This window comes from Pantoea dispersa (assembly GCF_014155765.1).
Lineage (GTDB): Bacteria > Pseudomonadota > Gammaproteobacteria > Enterobacterales > Enterobacteriaceae > Pantoea > Pantoea dispersa.
On record NZ_SCKT01000008.1, the window covers coordinates 64759 to 80795 of the forward strand.

Annotated in this window: 12 protein-coding genes; 5 read left to right on the forward strand and 7 right to left on the reverse strand. The window is 57.7% G+C overall.

Going from position 1 to position 16037, the window contains the following annotated elements:
- Nucleotides 1-18 precede the first annotated feature (18 nt).
- From wecA to trxA, 3 genes are all read right to left on the reverse strand, one after another.
- Nucleotides 19-1095 (reverse strand): UDP-N-acetylglucosamine--undecaprenyl-phosphate N-acetylglucosaminephosphotransferase, encoded by a 1077-nt coding sequence (gene wecA, locus H7K56_RS19000; protein WP_021506990.1) that lies wholly within the window; start codon nucleotides 1093-1095, stop codon nucleotides 19-21.
- 280 nt (nucleotides 1096-1375) lie between these two features.
- Nucleotides 1376-2635: a transcription termination factor Rho gene (rho, locus tag H7K56_RS19005; protein ID WP_021506991.1), complete on the reverse strand. Its 1260-nt coding sequence runs from the start codon at nucleotides 2633-2635 to the stop codon at nucleotides 1376-1378.
- Between the two features lie 346 nt (nucleotides 2636-2981).
- Nucleotides 2982-3314 carry a thioredoxin TrxA gene (trxA, locus tag H7K56_RS19010; RefSeq protein ID WP_021313352.1) on the reverse strand — a complete coding sequence of 111 codons (333 nt, stop codon included), beginning with the start codon at nucleotides 3312-3314 and terminating at the stop codon, nucleotides 2982-2984.
- A gap of 116 nt (nucleotides 3315-3430) precedes the next feature.
- On the opposite strand from trxA, the gene rhlB reads away from it, so the two are divergent.
- Nucleotides 3431-4726: an ATP-dependent RNA helicase RhlB gene (gene rhlB / locus H7K56_RS19015; protein ID WP_031279615.1), complete on the forward strand. Its 1296-nt coding sequence runs from the start codon at nucleotides 3431-3433 to the stop codon at nucleotides 4724-4726.
- A 6-nt stretch (nucleotides 4727-4732) separates the two neighbouring features.
- Complete coding sequence (gppA, locus tag H7K56_RS19020; RefSeq protein ID WP_150361821.1) at nucleotides 4733-6217, forward strand: guanosine-5'-triphosphate,3'-diphosphate diphosphatase; 1485 nt, start codon at nucleotides 4733-4735, stop codon at nucleotides 6215-6217.
- Nucleotides 6218-6358: 141 nt separating this feature from the next.
- On the opposite strand, the gene rep is transcribed toward gppA, so the two are convergent.
- Entirely contained in the window at nucleotides 6359-8380 is a 2022-nt protein-coding gene (rep, locus tag H7K56_RS19025) for a DNA helicase Rep (protein ID WP_058758096.1), read from the reverse strand.
- Between the two features lie 163 nt (nucleotides 8381-8543).
- Here rep and ppiC point away from each other — a divergent pair, with 163 nt between their 5' ends.
- The gene (gene ppiC, locus H7K56_RS19030) at nucleotides 8544-8825 is read left to right on the forward strand and encodes a peptidylprolyl isomerase PpiC (protein ID WP_058758095.1); all 282 of its coding nucleotides are present in this window, start codon (nucleotides 8544-8546) and stop codon (nucleotides 8823-8825) included.
- On the opposite strand, the gene H7K56_RS19035 is transcribed toward ppiC, so the two are convergent.
- Together H7K56_RS19035 and pdeH are read right to left on the reverse strand one after the other, a co-directional pair.
- Nucleotides 8826-10886, reverse strand: a complete 2061-nt coding sequence (locus H7K56_RS19035; protein WP_058775505.1) for an AsmA family protein — start codon at nucleotides 10884-10886, stop codon at nucleotides 8826-8828. It abuts the gene before it with no gap.
- 61 nt (nucleotides 10887-10947) lie between these two features.
- Nucleotides 10948-11721, reverse strand: a complete 774-nt coding sequence (gene pdeH, locus H7K56_RS19040) for a cyclic-guanylate-specific phosphodiesterase (RefSeq protein WP_021506997.1) — start codon at nucleotides 11719-11721, stop codon at nucleotides 10948-10950.
- 283 nt (nucleotides 11722-12004) lie between these two features.
- Between pdeH and kdgK the strand changes: the two genes are divergently transcribed.
- Nucleotides 12005-12943, forward strand: a complete 939-nt coding sequence (gene kdgK, locus H7K56_RS19045; protein WP_150361822.1) for a 2-dehydro-3-deoxygluconokinase — start codon at nucleotides 12005-12007, stop codon at nucleotides 12941-12943.
- Nucleotides 12944-13339: 396 nt separating this feature from the next.
- The gene (locus H7K56_RS19050; RefSeq protein ID WP_058771051.1) at nucleotides 13340-14212 is read left to right on the forward strand and encodes an alpha/beta hydrolase; all 873 of its coding nucleotides are present in this window, start codon (nucleotides 13340-13342) and stop codon (nucleotides 14210-14212) included.
- A gap of 134 nt (nucleotides 14213-14346) precedes the next feature.
- Here H7K56_RS19050 and H7K56_RS19055 read toward each other — a convergent pair whose 3' ends face one another.
- Entirely contained in the window at nucleotides 14347-15861 is a 1515-nt protein-coding gene (locus H7K56_RS19055; RefSeq protein ID WP_150361823.1) for a M16 family metallopeptidase, read from the reverse strand.
- Nucleotides 15862-16037 lie beyond the last annotated feature (176 nt).

The following is a 16037-nucleotide window of genomic DNA, read 5'->3' on the forward strand; positions in this document are numbered from 1 at the left end:
GGGTACTTATCTGGGTAATTATTTTTTCTCTTCGCCGCTGCTTTGCCAGCGACGTTTGATACGACGGATTTTGCGCGCGACGCGCCATGCATGTTTCAGGCAATAACCGTAAAGGAGGAAAGCAGCGAGGAACAGCGCCAGCATGACCCACTCGGGAATGAATGCCAGATATTCGCCCAGCACGCCAATCCCGGCCAGCAGCGCGGCGGCCACGGTAATCAATAAAAAGGCCTGCCGGGAGGTAAAACCGGCCCGCATGATCAGGTGATGGATATGCTGACGATCGGCCGAGAACGGGCTCATGCCCTTGCGCAGACGACGATACATGATCGCCACCATGTCCATCAGCGGAATAGCAATCAGCCACAGGGCGGTGACTGGCGTGATGGGATGGCTGAGGCCCTGCGTCGTTTCCAGCAGAATCCAGATGATGGTGAAGCCGATCATGGTACTGCCGGCATCACCCATAAACACTTTATAACGGCGGCCTAAAAAGCCGAGATTAAGCAGAATGTAGGGAATGGTGGCGGCGATCATCGCGAAGCACCACATCGCCAGGCTGGTCTGTCCGTCAAAGTAGAGGATGATGCCCATCGCGGCGAAGGTGACGCAGGATAAGCCACCCAGCAGACCATCAATACCGTCCACCATATTGAAAGCATTGATCGCTGCCCATACCGCGAACAGCGTCAGCACATAGCCGAAAGGCCCGACGATCAGCTCGACCGGACCAATGATAAACCCCAGGCTCAGTAAATAGAGTTTTGCCCCGACCATCATCACGATGGCAATCGCCGCCTGAACCACGGCACGGATTTTGACGCTGATATCAAAGCGGTCATCGAGCGCGCCGACCAGCACCAGTACCCCGGCGCAGAAGAGGTACAGTACGGCGTGCGGCAGATAATAATTTGAGATGGCAAAGGCGAAGCAAATCCCCGCATACACGGAGATACCGCCGACTAACGGAATGGCGCCATGGTGTCGTTTTCTGGAATTCGGCGTGTCCACAAGCCCAATTTTTTTAGCCGCTTTACGAGCAAAAAACAGGAACGCTAAAGAAAAAAGAAAAACTAAACCAAGCTCAGTACTCATAGTGAGTAAATTCACGTTAACGCTCTCAGCTAAAATCATGGACAACAATAAGCAATTTTCCCGCCATTGCTGTATATCCCTGGTCTGAATTCTGTCGCAGCGCGTGCGTTTGCTGAAAAAACCGCCGCTTTGCTGCCTCAGTCAATATGTCTGCTTCCTGACAGGCATAATCCTAATGCCCACAAATGAAAAACGCCACGTTAAGACGTGGCGTTAGTCATAAATCCTGGCAATTTGTGCCGTTAGCCGGCTGGCTCAGGCCGTTACCGGCGGCAACAGATTACGAGCGTTTCATCATATCGAAGAATTCGTCGTTGGTTTTGGTCATTGCCAGTTTATTGATGAGGAACTCCATTGCATCAATTTCACCCATCGGATGGATGATTTTGCGCAGGATCCACATCTTCTGCAGCTCTTCCTGAGAGGTGAGCAGCTCTTCTTTACGCGTACCGGAACGGTTGTAATCGATAGCCGGGAACACGCGCTTCTCAGCGATTTTACGTGACAGGTGCAGTTCCATGTTACCTGTACCTTTAAACTCTTCGTAAATCACTTCGTCCATCTTCGAACCGGTATCAACCAGCGCGGTGGCGATGATGGTCAGGCTGCCGCCCTCTTCCACGTTACGTGCCGCACCGAAGAAACGCTTCGGACGATGCAGGGCGTTGGCGTCAACACCACCGGTCAGGACTTTACCCGACGCCGGCACTACGGTGTTGTAGGCGCGCGCCAGACGGGTGATGGAGTCCAGCAGGATGATAACGTCTTTTTTGTGCTCGACCAGGCGCTTAGCCTTCTCGATCACCATCTCTGCAACCTGCACGTGACGCGAGGCCGGTTCGTCAAAGGTAGACGCGATAACTTCGCCTTTCACCAGACGCTGCATTTCGGTTACTTCTTCCGGACGCTCGTCAATCAGCAGCACCATCAGCACGCAGTCAGGGTAGTTATACGCGATGCTCTGCGCGATGTTCTGCAGCAGCATGGTTTTACCGGCTTTCGGCGGTGCGACGATCAGACCACGCTGACCACGACCGATTGGCGATGCCAGATCCAGCACGCGCGCCGTCAGGTCTTCGGTCGAACCGTTACCACGCTCCATGCGCAGACGGTTGTTCGCGTGCAGCGGCGTCAGGTTTTCAAACAGAATCTTGCTACGGGCGTTTTCTGGCTTGTCGTAGTTAACTTCGTTAACTTTCAGCAGCGCAAAATAGCGTTCACCTTCTTTCGGTGGGCGGATTTTGCCAGAAATGGTGTCACCAGTGCGGAGGTTGAAGCGGCGGATTTGGCTGGGAGAAACGTAGATATCATCGGGACCGGCGAGGTAGGAGCTGTCTCCGGAGCGGAGGAAACCAAATCCATCCTGCAGTATCTCCAGCACACCATCACCGAAGATGTCTTCGCCGCTCTTCGCGTGTTGTTTCAGGATGGCGAAAATAATGTCCTGTTTGCGCATACGCGCCAGGTTTTCCAGCCCCATATTTTCGCCGAGAGTAATCAGCTCAGAAACCGGCGTATTCTTTAATTCGGTAAGATTCATAGTGATGGGTTCTTAAACTCGGGGTAATTCTCGAAATGTTTGTCGTGAATGGTATGGCAAAAATTCCATGCCTGTTAATGGCTCTTTTTCAACGCTGCTCGACGGTTATCGTCAGATGTGGCGATAGGAAGCGAGGAGACGGTCGAAAGGTGATGCCGAATGTGCTAGCCGTCAGATTGCCAAACCACGAAAACGTTCAATGCGAGCTGGGTCTGACAAGGGAAAACTTTAGATGCAAACTACAAGGTAAGTGCGTAATGCAGTGAGGTCAACTTAACACGCCTGAAGGGAGACGTCCAGCAGTGGCGAAAAAATTCACCACTGCCGAACAAACACCGCGCCGGGCTTAGGCCAGGTTAGCGTTCAGGAACTCTTTCAGCTGACCTTTAGACAGCGCACCCACTTTGGTCGCCGCCACTTCGCCGTTCTTGAACAGCAGCAGGGTCGGGATACCGCGAATACCGTATTTTGGCGCAGTACCTGGGTTTTCATCAATGTTCAGCTTGGCGATGGTAAGCTTACCGTCGTACTCTTCTGCGACTTCGTCGAGAATCGGGGCGATCATTTTGCAAGGACCACACCATTCAGCCCAGAAATCTACCAGCGTCACACCGTCGGCTTTCAGCACGTCAGTGTCGAAACTGTCATCGGTCAGGTGAACGATTTTATCGCTGCTCATGTTTAACTCCAAAGATTATGCCTGGCGAATTGGCGTAAAATATACCAACGTAGGTTGACTTTATTTCATCGGATACGCTTTCGTAAAGCGATAGTAAGCTGATATTCTACCACACTATGAGCAAAACACACTTAACAGAACAGAAGTTTTCCGACTTCGCCCTGCACCCACAGGTAGTGGAAGCCCTTGATAAAAAAGGCTTTCATAACTGCACGCCGATTCAGGCGCTCGCGTTGCCTTTTGCGCTTTCAGGGCGTGATGTCGCGGGTCAGGCGCAAACCGGTACCGGCAAAACGATGGCGTTCCTGACGTCAACGTTTCATTATCTTCTTTCTCATCCAGCTGCTGAAGGCCGCCAGGTTAATCAGCCACGCGCGCTGATCATGGCACCGACGCGTGAGCTTGCGGTGCAGATTCATGCCGATGCCGAGCCGCTGGCGCAGGCCACCGGTCTGAAGCTGGGCCTGGCCTATGGCGGCGACGGCTATGACAAGCAGCTGAAAGTGCTGGCAGACGGCGTCGATATTCTGGTGGGCACCACCGGACGCCTGATTGACTACGCCAAACAAAATCACATCAACCTCGGCGCCATTCAGGTCGTGGTACTGGATGAAGCGGATCGCATGTTCGATCTCGGCTTCATTAAAGACATTCGCTGGCTGTTCCGCCGCATGCCGCCGGCCACCCAGCGCCTGAGTATGCTGTTCTCGGCCACGCTTTCTTATCGCGTACGTGAACTGGCGTTCGAGCACATGAACAACGCCGAATACGTTGAAGTTGAGCCCGAGCAGAAAACCGGCCACCGCATTAAAGAAGAGCTGTTTTACCCTTCGAACGAAGAGAAGATGCGTCTGCTGCAGACCCTGCTGGAAGAAGAGTGGCCGGACCGCGCCATCGTCTTCGCCAACACCAAGCACCGCTGTGAAGATATCTGGGGCCACCTGGCTGCCGATGGTCACCGCGTGGGCCTGCTGACCGGCGACGTGGCGCAGAAAAAACGCCTGCGCATTCTGGACGACTTCACCAAAGGTGATGTGGATATCCTCGTTGCCACCGACGTCGCCGCGCGCGGCCTGCACATCCCGGCAGTTACGCACGTCTTCAACTACGACCTGCCGGACGATCGCGAAGATTACGTGCACCGCATTGGCCGTACCGGTCGTGCTGGCGCCAGCGGTCACTCCATCAGCCTGGCCTGTGAAGAGTACGCGCTCAACCTGCCGGCGATTGAAGAGTACATCGGTCACGGTATTCCGGTGAGCAAGTACAACAGCGACGCCCTGCTGAGCGACCTGCCGCCACCGAAACGCCTGCAGCGTAACCGCTCGGGCAACGGTCCACGTCGCGGTGGCAACAACAGCAACCGTCGCGGCGGTGCCCCGCGCAACAACAACCGTAAACGTTCGGGTTAAGCACACATGCTAAGCGCATCGTCACTTTATGCTGCGATTGATTTAGGTTCTAACAGCTTTCATATGTTGGTGGTGCGCGAAGTGTCCGGCAGTATTCAGACCGTCGCGCGAATTAAACGCAAGGTGCGTCTGGCGGCAGGTCTTGATGCGGCCAACCATCTCTCGGCTGAGGCGATGCAGCGCGGCTGGCAGTGCCTGCGTCTGTTCTCCGAGCAGTTGCAGGACATTCCCTCGGAACAAATCCGCGTGGTGGCAACCGCCACGCTGCGCATTGCCAGTAACGCGCAGGATTTCCTGACTCAGGCGGAACAGATTCTCGGCTGCGCGGTGAACGTCATCAGCGGTGAGGAAGAAGCGCGCCTGATCTATCAGGGTGTTGCGCACACCACCGGCGGCTCTGACCAGCGGCTGGTGGTCGATATCGGCGGCGGCAGCACCGAGCTGGTGACCGGCGAAGGTGCGCACGCCACTACGCTGTTTAGCCTGTCGATGGGCTGTGTGACCTGGCTGGAGCGCTTCTTCAGCGATCGTCATCTCGCCAAAGAGAACTTTGCCCAGGCCGAACAGGCCGCACGTGAAATGATCCGTCCGATTGCGCCGGCACTGCGAGAGAAAGGCTGGCAGATTTGCGTGGGCGCGTCCGGCACCGTCCAGGCACTGCAGGAGATCATGGTGGCGCAGGGCATGGATGAGCGCATCACTCTGAGCAAACTGCAGCAGCTCAAGCAGCGTGCCATTCAGTGCGGCAAGCTGGAGGAGCTGGAGATTGAAGGGCTGACGCTGGAGCGTGCGCTGGTGTTCCCCAGCGGCCTGTCGATCCTGATCGCCATTTTTCACGAGCTGAGCATTGAGAGCATGACGCTGGCCGGCGGCGCACTGCGCGAAGGGCTGGTGTACGGCATGCTGCATCTGCCGATTGACCGCGATATTCGCAGCCGCACGCTGCAGAACGTTCAGCGTCGTTTCGCCATTGATGTTGAGCAGGTCGGCCGCGTGCGCCAGCTGGCAGAGAGCTTTTTCCGTCAGGTGAGCAGCAGCTGGAAGCTGGATCAGCGATGTCGCGATTTACTCCTCAGCGCCTGTTCAATCCACGAAATTGGCCTGAGCGTCGATTTCCGCCAGGCACCGCAGCACGCCGCGTATCTGATTCGCCATCTCGATCTTCCTGGTTTCACCCCCGCACAGAAAAAAATGCTGGCCTGCCTGCTGCAGAACCAGAGCGGCAGCATTGATCTGGCGCTGCTGACGCAGCAAAACGCCGTGCCGCCGCGCATGGCAGAGCGGCTGAGCCGTCTGCTGCGGCTGGCAATTATCTTCTCCAGCCGGCGGCGCGACGACACGCTGCCGGCGGTGCGTCTGCAGGCGGATGATGATGCGCTGCATCTGACGCTGCCGGCAGGCTGGCTGGCTGCGCATCCGCTGCGCGCCGAGCTGCTGGAGCAGGAGAGCCATTACCAGTCGTATGTGCACTGGCTGCTGACGATTTCCTGATCGAACCTGCTGCTGCTGCGTTGAAAAGCGCCCGGCAACTGCGCCTTTAAGCGAGTAAACTTCGCTTTGCCGGGCGCTTTGCCTCTGCGGCGCGCGCAACAGATTTCGCCACAGGCCAGGCTTGCGGCTGTGACGAAACCATTACCCCTTCTTTGCGTTCTCCAGCATCGCACGTAAGCCGGCGACGCGCGTTTGCCCGGTTTTCACCCGCTCTTCGGCGCTGATGACCTTTTTCTCACGCTCCCACGCCACATCATCCTGCGGCAATTCCAGCAGGAAGCGGCTTGGTTCCGGACGCACCAGCTCGCCGTACTGACGGCGCTCGCGGCACAGGGTAAAAGTCAGCTCTTTCTGCGCGCGGGTGATGCCCACGTAGGCCAGGCGACGCTCCTCTTCGATGTTGTTCTCATCGATACTGCTCTGATGCGGCAGCAGCCCCTCTTCCATGCCCACCAGATAGACATAGGGGAACTCCAGCCCTTTCGAGGCGTGCAGCGTCATCAGCTGGACCTGATCGAGCTCTTCGTCGCTCTCGCCGCGCTCCATCATGTCGCGCAGGGTAAAACGCGTCACCACCTGCGCCAGCGTCATCGGCTCGTTAAGTTCGTCGCCCTCCAGCATTTCGGTCATCCACTGAAACAGCGTATTGACGTTCTTCATGCGCATTTCCGCCGCTTTCGGGCTGGGGGAGGTTTCAAACAGCCAGCTTTCGTAGTCGATGCCGCGAATCAGGTCGCGCACCGCATTCACCGGTTCACGCTCGGTGAGCTGAACGATTTCATTCAGCCAGTGGGTAAAGCGCTGCAGATGCTCCAGCCCGCGCCCGGAAAGCGTCTGTTCCAGCCCCATATCAAAGCTGGCGTTAAACAGGCTTTTGTTGCGCAGATTGGCCCATTCACCCAGCTTCTGCAGCGTCGCGGGGCCGATCTCGCGGCGTGGCGTGTTCACGATGCGCAGAAACGCACTGTCATCTTCCGGATTGGTCAGCACGCGCAGATAGGCCAGCAAGTCCTTAATTTCCGGCCGCGAGAAAAACGACGTGCCGCCGGAGATGCGATAAGGAATACGGTTCTGCATCAGCAGCTTTTCAAACACGCGCGACTGATGGTTACCGCGATAAAGAATCGCGTAATCTTTGTACTGGGTTTTATTAATAAAATGATGGGCAATCAGCTCGCCCGCCACGCGCTCGGCTTCGTGATCTTCGTTGTTGGCGCTCAGCACTTTCAGCTCGCTGCCCTCGCCCAGCTCCGAGAACAGCCGCTTTTCAAACACGTGCGGATTGTTAGCGATGAGGATATTGGCGCATTTAAGAATACGCTGCGTCGAGCGATAGTTCTGCTCCAGCTTCACCACTTCCAGCGCCGGGAAATCCTCTTTCAGCAGCACCAGGTTCTGCGGCCGCGCGCCGCGCCACGAGTATATAGACTGATCGTCATCGCCGACCACGGTAAAGCGCGCCCGGGCACCGACCAGCAACTTCACCAGCTCATACTGGCTGGTGTTGGTGTCCTGATACTCATCCACCAGCAGATAGCGGATGCGCTGTTGCCAGCGTTCGCGCACCTCCTGATTACGCTGCAGCAGCAGGGTCGGCAGCAGAATCAGATCGTCGAAATCCAGCACGTTACAGGCTTTCAGATGCTGATCGTACAGCGCGTAGCAGTGGGCAAAAATCTGGTCGCGCTGTGATTTGGCGAGACCGGCCGCGCCCTGCGGATCGACCAGGTCGTTTTTCCAGTTGGAGATGGTGGAAATCAGCTGCTGCAACAGGGTTTTATCTTCTTCCAGCCACTGCTTGGTCAGGTCCTTAAGCAGCGCCAGCTGATCCTGATCGTCGAACAGCGAGAAGGTCGATTTCATGCCGAGCGCCTTGTACTCACGCTTGATGATCTCCAGGCCCAGCGTGTGGAAGGTTGAGATCATCAGACCGCGCGCCTCTTTGCGTCCCAGCGTTTGCGCCACACGTTCTTTCATCTCGCGCGACGCCTTGTTGGTGAAGGTCACCGCCGCGATATGGCGCGCCTGATAGCCGCATTCACGGATCAGATGGGCGATTTTATTGGTGATCACGCGGGTTTTACCGGAACCCGCACCGGCCAGCACCAGACAGGGACCGGTGACAAATTCGACAGCACGTTGTTGGCCGGGATTAAGACGCATAGAAAAACATCACTCAATTTAATCAGACAGGAAGATTTACATCGCGCCGTAGGGTGCGCATTGATGCGCACCTGAGCGCAAAGGTCGCCATCAATGGCGACCCTACAACTGAAGCGCACTACGCTATAATGCGTCGCACATTATACATAACGGGAACACCATCATGGCGAAAACCGCGGCGGCTTTACATATCCTGGTGAAACAGGAAGCTCAGGCGAAAGCGCTGCTGGCGCAGCTGGAAAAAGGCGCGAATTTTCAGCAACTGGCAAAAAAACACTCGACCTGCCCGTCCGGGCGTAACGGGGGCGATCTGGGAGAGTTTCGCAAAGGGCAGATGGTGCCGGCGTTTGATAAAGCGGTGTTCACCTGCCCGCTGCTGCAACCTTACGGACCGGTGAAAACCGCTTTTGGCTACCACATCATCAAAGTGCTGTGGCGTAACTGATCACTTTTTGCTTTTCATCTGCTGGAGCACGTTGCTGCACTGATTATCATCGGTGTCGCTTGGTGAAATCAACGCCAGCAGTGCGGCCGCCGGCGCGACCACTGCCCCCAGCGCGACGGCTGCGGCACCACGCGCCAGCAGCGGACCGGCTTTGACTCCGGCATCCGGGTTTTTGAAGGTGCCGCGCACATACAGCGGCGAACGCAGCGTAATGATACGAATGCCCTTGCTCTCCGGATTGATCGACAGATCCAGTCGCTCATTAGCAAAGTTAGCGTTGCCGGTAACGTTAATCACCGCGTTCTCGGTATCAAACACGAACAGACGCGGCGTCGCCAGTCCCTGACGGATATTCAGGTCGGTCGCGGCACAGTTGATGCGCACCTCATCGTCGCCAAACAGTTTACCCACCACATAGTTACCGACGTTCAGCCCGGCAATCTCCATCAGGCTGCGACTGATCAGGCCATCGTTCATCAACAGTTTCAGCTCGCCATTGCTGGTGCCCAGCAGGTCGGCCACCGAATTGCCGGTGCCGGTCAGGCTGGCATCCCCGTTGAGCTGGCCGAGACTACGCTGCATGGCGGTGACATCCGGGAACAGCTGACGCAGTTGCAGCTTGCGCGCATGCAGGTCGGCGCGGCCGCGCATCGGTGAGCGATCGCCCTCCAGATGGATGGTCGAATTAATGCTGCCGCCGGCCATGCCGAAGCGCAGCGGATCCAGCAGCAGGTCGCCATTTTTCAGCTGCAGATGGGTATAGAGATCGCTGAGCGGCAGCTTGCTGCTGTGCTCGATACGCTTGCCGCTGAACTTCACGTCAGCGTCCATCACATCCCAGTTTTTGGTATCGAACTTGTCATGTGGCAACACGCGATCCGCCGGCTGGGTGCTGGCCTCACCGCGCTGCGCTTTGGCCTGCGCCGTTTTTTCACTGCCCTTGCCGGAGTTAACCCCAATCAGCGGCCCAAGGTCCGCCATACGCAGCTGGTTCGACGTCAGCTCGCCGCTCAGCGTCGGACGCGGTTTGCCCTGACGATAGCTGAGCGAACCGTGAATATCGCTGTCACCAATATGACCGTTGAATTTTTCGTAGCGGAACAGCGGCCCTTTCTCTTCATTGAAACGCGCAATCAGGTGGCCGTCAGTTTCATATGGTGGCGTGTCCGGCAGCAGCACGCCGGTTAAGCCGTACAGATTTGCCAGCGTGTCGCCGGAGAAACGCAGCCGCACATCCAGCCCGCCGAGATTGAGCGGATCCTGCAGGGTGCCATCCACGCGCACACGTGTGGTGCCGTTGCGTACGTCGAGCTGCAACGGGAACGGCGTGGTTTTGCTGCGCAGCGACAACATACCGCCAATCTTACCGTCACCATCGAGTTTCTGGTTGTTGTAGGTCCCGCTCGCCTGCCAGCCAAACACAAAATCGCCGGCCCCTTTTTGCTGGTCGTTACCGCCCGCGACCTGCGCGTACGGCACCGGTTTACCCAGCGGATTGATCTTCACCGTGACATCGGCTTTGTTGATGGCGTCGCGATAGCGCAGCTGTCCCTGATCGAACAGGATATTATCAAGGCGGAATGACCATGCCGAAGGCGGCGCATTGGGGTCGCTGTTTTCGCTGCTGGCGAGGTTGAAGGTCCAGTTATTTTTCTTATCGGCGGTCTGCACCAGTCGCGCATCCGGCTGCTGCATCTTAATCCACGGCAGGTAAATCTCTTTGTGCAGCAGCGCCAGCGGCGCCAGCGTGGCTTCCACCCGCTGCAAATGCACCATTGTCACTTCCGGCACGCTGGGCGGATTACCGAGCATGACATCGTCAGCGTGTACCTGCGGCCACGGTACCCAGCTGCGCCAGCCTGGTTCTTCGCGATTGCGCACCCAGGCCACGCCAAGATCGCCGCGAATAGCGAACGGTCGGTTCAGTTCTGCCGAGACTTTCTGGTTGATGGTTGGCTTCAGGCGGTTCCAGTCAAAGGTGGCGATAATCACCACGACCACCACAACCAGCAACAATAAAATCCCGACCACCCAGCTAATTATTTTTCCTGTACGCGACATTTTGCCTCCTCCTTGCCCTTTCACGTCTCCTTAAAGATAGTCGAGACGCGGCAGAACGGAATTACGGAAGCTCAAGTACCAGGTTTTCCAGCTGGTTAAACGGCAGCGGACGTGAAAAATAATAGCCCTGTGCGGCCATGGCGGGCGAGTTGCGTACCTGCTGCCACTCCTCCTCGTTTTCCACCCCTTCGACGATCACGCCGTTACAGTAACGATTGATCAGCGCCAGCAGCATGGAGAACAGCGAGCGGCCCTCATCACTGGCGCGCAACAGCATAAACAGCTCGCGCGAAAGCTTGATGTAGTCGTAGCGCAGTTCGGTCAGCGCGGAGAAGTTCGCCATGCCAGACCCAAAGTCATCCAGCCACAGCGGGCCCAGCTCCGGCATCTGCGCCACCATCTCTTCCTGCGGCAGCGCGTGATGCTCGGTCAGTTCGAAGCGCACCCACGGCAGCTGGACGATCAGCGCGCGCACGGGCGCATGCTGCTGAATGGCCAGTAACGTGGGCCCATCAATATTGACGGAGGCCACCAGCTGACGCTGGCTGAAGAAGGAAGCCCACTGTAATAACAGTTCAAGCTGCTCCTGGACGATGTCGAGACGCTGGGCAATGGTCAGCGCCTCGAAATAGTCTTCGGGTGACACGTTTTGCTCAGGTGCGGCGGGATGCACCACGGCGGTAAGCAGTTCAATAGCCAGTAAGCGGCCAGAAACCTGGTAAATCGGCTGGAAAGTGTAGCACCGTTGGCACTGCTGCCAGTAGAGACGGGTTTCCTGTTGTTGCTCAAGTTCGGGAGAAAAAGGCAGCCGATGACTCAAATTCTTCATCACCATGGTGTTTTCCTGGTTGGTATTGAGTGCCTGCAAATAGCATCTCAGCGGCAAGTATCGGCTCTCCCCTGGATAACTTTATTGGTCTGCGCAGCCACACGAGCTGTTGAGTCTAGCAGCGTGTCTGCGGCTTAATCGGCAAAACAACCCCCGGTTTGGCCGCTAAATCGGTGCAGAAGCGCGGTTTTACGCCTTAAGGCAAATTAAAACAGCGTTTTAAAAAGCATTGACGACTGCCATACCAGACGCGAGACTAGAGCGCAGCATTCACTACAGGCCAAACACCATGACGCAGAAAACCATCGCCATTATTGGCGAATGCATGATTGAGCTGTCCGAAAAAGGTGAGAACATCAAACGCGGCTTTGGCGGCGATACGCTGAATACCGCAGTCTATCTGGCACGGCAGAGCGATCCCAGCCAGCTGCGTGTGGAGTATGTCACCGCGCTTGGCACCGACAGCTTCAGCGACCAGATGATCGCGGCCTGGCAGCAGGAGCAGGTGCACACGCAACTGGTGCAGCGCCTGCCGGACAAAATGCCCGGGCTTTACTTCATCGAAACCGATGCCCACGGCGAGCGCACCTTTTGGTACTGGCGCAGCGATGCTGCCGCGCGCTTCTGGCTGGATAGTCCGCAGGCCGGGGCCATCTGTCAGCAGCTGGCGCATTACGACTATCTCTACCTGAGCGGCATCAGCCTGGCGATCCTGCCTGAGGCCAGCCGCGAAAAGCTGATGGCGCTGCTCAGTGCCTGCCGGCAAAACGGTGGCACCGTGATTTTTGACAACAACTACCGGCCGCGTCTGTGGGCGGATAGCGCCAGTGCGCAGCAGGCGTATGCGGCGATGCTACGCCACACCGATATCGCCTTCCTGACGCTGGATGATGAACACCTGCTGTGGGGCGAACAGCCGCTGGCGGACGTGATTGCGCGCACGCGCGCCGCCGGCGTGCAGGAGATTGTGATCAAACGTGGTGCTGACTCCTGCCTGGTGGCGCGCGGCGACGAGCCGCTGCGGGACATTGCGGCCATCAAACTGGCTCCGGCGCAGATTGTCGATACCACCGCCGCAGGTGACTCCTTCAGCGCCGGTTATCTGGCCGTGCGCCTCGCGGGTGGCAGCGTGGAGCAGGCCGCTGCGCGCGGCCATCTCACCGCCAGTACGGTGATCCAGCATCGCGGCGCGATTATTCCGCCCAGCGCGATGCCAAAAACCGTTTAACACCGCACACGATTGTCGCGCCGCGCTGCCTGCTACGCGTCGCGACAATTTCCCCTCTGCCCTGACGGCAAATTGATTATTGCGCTGAAAAATATCACCGCGAAAATTTGGCTTAATGACGCAGATTCACCGGGCAATTTTTACTAATGACGCACGCCATCCAGCCGTCTCTCTGCCTGACGCTCACCACTTAAATGCCGCTAATCAGACTGATTTAAATTCAATGCATTACGACGATAAACCCGACCGCCAGGCATAGTCCGAAACTGGCGACGCCGGCGGTTTTCGGCTGGACGATCGCGCGAAAAAAGACCATGTTTTAATCAACCACAGCAGGAAGCTGTCAGGTCGACCGCGAACACAATAACGACAACATGACTCGCTCAGGACAGATTTATGCACACAGAAATTATCAATATCTGGCCGCACGGCGACGCGCCAGGCGCGAGTGACTCGCGCGCTCAGCCGCAGATCGTCGATTTGGCCAGAGAGTTCGAACCTTACGACCGCGCCGCCACCGGCGTGCGCTGTCCGGAGATGGCGATCTGGCATCCGGAAACCTCAAACGGTATCACCCTGCTGGTGGCACCGGGCGGCGGGTATCAGCGCGTACTGATCGACCGCGAAGGCAGCGCCCTCGCCACCTTTTTCACCTCGATGGGTTACACACTGGCGGTAATGACCTATCGCCTGCCGTACGACGGCCATCATGAAGGACCGGATGCGCCGCTGGCTGATGCCCAGCGTGCGGTGCGCGTGCTGCGCGAGCGCTCACAGCGCGGCCTGAACGGAAAGTACATCGTGATGATGGGCTTTTCGGCCGGCGGGCACGTGGCCGCCAGCCTCGGCACCCGCTTTGGCGAAAAAATCTATCCGCTGCAGGATCAGGCCGACAGCCTGTCACCGCGGCCTGATGCGATGGTACTGCTTTATCCGGTCATTAGCATGCGCGACGGTCTGGCGCATGAAAGTTCACGCACCCGCCTGCTGGGCGCGTGGCCGGATCAGAAAAGCATTGAGGCTTATTCGCTGGAGACGCGCGTGCACGGCCAGACGCCGCCGACGCTGCTGATCCACGCCGCTGACGATGAGACGGTTTCCGTTAATAACAGCATGGTGTTTTTCAGTGCCCTGCGTGAGCACAAGGTACCGGCGGAAATTCACTTTTATCAGAAAGGTGGCCACGGATTTGGGATTCGTGGCGTGGCGGATCTGCCGCTGGCCAGCTGGCCGATGCTGGTGACCGAATGGCTGCGCGCAAAGACCTGATGCCTCTGCTACGTTGAACCGCAGCGGCGCTGGCGGCGCGCGTTCATCCTGGTCGCTTACGTAAGCTCCTGAGGAAGAACACCCGTGCCGCCTTACTGCAGCGCACCTTATTGCGGGGATTCATGCACCCTGTGTTATGACGAGGGTTGAGCCGCATCGGTCGCGGTCGCGCTGCCATTATTTTCGGGTTTAGCTTCGTCCGGGGTAGCAGCGGCGGCAGGCGCATCCGGAACCTTCATCACCTTGTCCCAGCTGTCCTGCAGCATCCTGACGTTGGTTTCGGGCTCACCCTGCGGCTGAATCAGCACCATGGTGAGCTCCTGCGTTAACTGCTGGCGCAACTCCTGGTTGAGCTGGTCTCGCGTTAACTCGCTGAGAAACGCCTGACGCAGTTTCTGGTACTGCTCCGGCGCGATATCCACCACGGAATTCTGCTGCGAGCGCAGACGTTGCCCCATCAGAATATCGGTGTCGGTGCGCGCGTAGGTGGCAAACAGTTTGTTCAGTTCCAGCAGCTTTTGCGCCATCAGCGCATCAAACTCCTCCTGCGGCAGACCTTTATCACGCACGGTGGCCAGCTCACGCGCCACCTGGTTCAGGTTCTGCGCCAGCGACGCGTTAGGCGAATCCATGTTAATGGCGCACTGCGCACGCTGATACAGCACGCGACAGTCGAAGCCAACCTGCACGTTTTGCGCTTTGCTGTCGGCCAGCGCGCGCTGGACGTGCCAGAACAGCGCTTCGCGCGCCAGATCGCTCTGCCAGTAGCGCTGCAGATTCTGCGAGTCGCGGATTGGCTGCCATGGCGTATCCCACACCAGCGACAGGCGATCCTGCATCATGCCGCCGTTAACCAGGTTGATTGGCTGATGCGGCAGCGGCGACAGCGTGGGCAGCGCCGCGGGCGCCACCCGTTTGCCTTGCAGTGGCGAGAACGCTTTGTTGATCTGCTCCGCCATGCTGCGGCTATCCACGTTGCCCACCACGTACAGCGTCATGCCGTCCGGCGTGTACCACTGCTGGTAAAAGGCATTAAGCTGCGCGATATCCACCGGCGCGCGCGGCTGTTCGCCCGGGTCATGCGCCAGCATGGTCGACCCTTTCAGACGATAGCGCCACCACACATCCTGCGTATTGGGCGGCCAGGTCGCGATGGGATCGGTGGCGGTCAGCGCGGTCGACACCACCTGCTCATTGATGGTCATTTTACCGGCGGTGGCCGCCAGCCAGCTGAGCGCCTCTTTCAGCAGCTCCGGCCGGTTGTTCGGCAGGCTGAGATTGTATTGAGTGAAATCATAAGACGAGATGGCCGGCGGCAGCGGTCGCTGTGGATCCATCGCCTGTTGCCACAGTGCGCGCTGCTGATTGGTATCCAGCGCGGTGTTATGTACCATCGCCAGACGCGGTAAAAGATGGCTGAACCCGGTTTGCTGGGCGCTTTCCACCAGCGAACCGGTATTAACTATCAGGCGCAGCTCGATGCGATCGCTCGGACGTTGTGGTGTGGTCAGCAGCTGCCAGCTGAAACCATTGTCCAGTTTGCCTTCCTGCCAGGCGGGATCAGGCTGAAGTGTTTCGGCGTGGACGCCGAAGCCAGATGCCGCAAGCAGCCATCCGCCAACCAAAAGCCGAATTCTGGTGCCCTGCATGTGAACCCCTACTCAAACAGATAAACGCTCGTGCGCGCCATAGGCGGCCGCTTTTCAGCGAACCACGGCGGCAGGCTGCCGCCACGTTTATTCAACGACAGACTCTTTGACCACAGGAAGGCCAGGATGTCGCGCGACGAGGAAAAAAATCGGGAAAAAAATCAATGGGGTTATTA

Coding starts and splice junctions, on each gene's coding strand:
- wecA (WP_021506990.1), bottom strand. CDS start 1,095: ATGAGTACTGAGCTTGGTTTAGTTTTTCTTTTTTCTTTAGCGTTCCTG.
- rho (WP_021506991.1), bottom strand. CDS start 2,635: ATGAATCTTACCGAATTAAAGAATACGCCGGTTTCTGAGCTGATTACT.
- trxA (WP_021313352.1), bottom strand. CDS start 3,314: ATGAGCAGCGATAAAATCGTTCACCTGACCGATGACAGTTTCGACACT.
- rhlB (WP_031279615.1), top strand. CDS start 3,431: ATGAGCAAAACACACTTAACAGAACAGAAGTTTTCCGACTTCGCCCTG.
- gppA (WP_150361821.1), top strand. CDS start 4,733: ATGCTAAGCGCATCGTCACTTTATGCTGCGATTGATTTAGGTTCTAAC.
- rep (WP_058758096.1), bottom strand. CDS start 8,380: ATGCGTCTTAATCCCGGCCAACAACGTGCTGTCGAATTTGTCACCGGT.
- ppiC (WP_058758095.1), top strand. CDS start 8,544: ATGGCGAAAACCGCGGCGGCTTTACATATCCTGGTGAAACAGGAAGCT.
- H7K56_RS19035 (WP_058775505.1), bottom strand. CDS start 10,886: ATGTCGCGTACAGGAAAAATAATTAGCTGGGTGGTCGGGATTTTATTG.
- pdeH (WP_021506997.1), bottom strand. CDS start 11,721: ATGGTGATGAAGAATTTGAGTCATCGGCTGCCTTTTTCTCCCGAACTT.
- kdgK (WP_150361822.1), top strand. CDS start 12,005: ATGACGCAGAAAACCATCGCCATTATTGGCGAATGCATGATTGAGCTG.
- H7K56_RS19050 (WP_058771051.1), top strand. CDS start 13,340: ATGCACACAGAAATTATCAATATCTGGCCGCACGGCGACGCGCCAGGC.
- H7K56_RS19055 (WP_150361823.1), bottom strand. CDS start 15,861: ATGCAGGGCACCAGAATTCGGCTTTTGGTTGGCGGATGGCTGCTTGCG.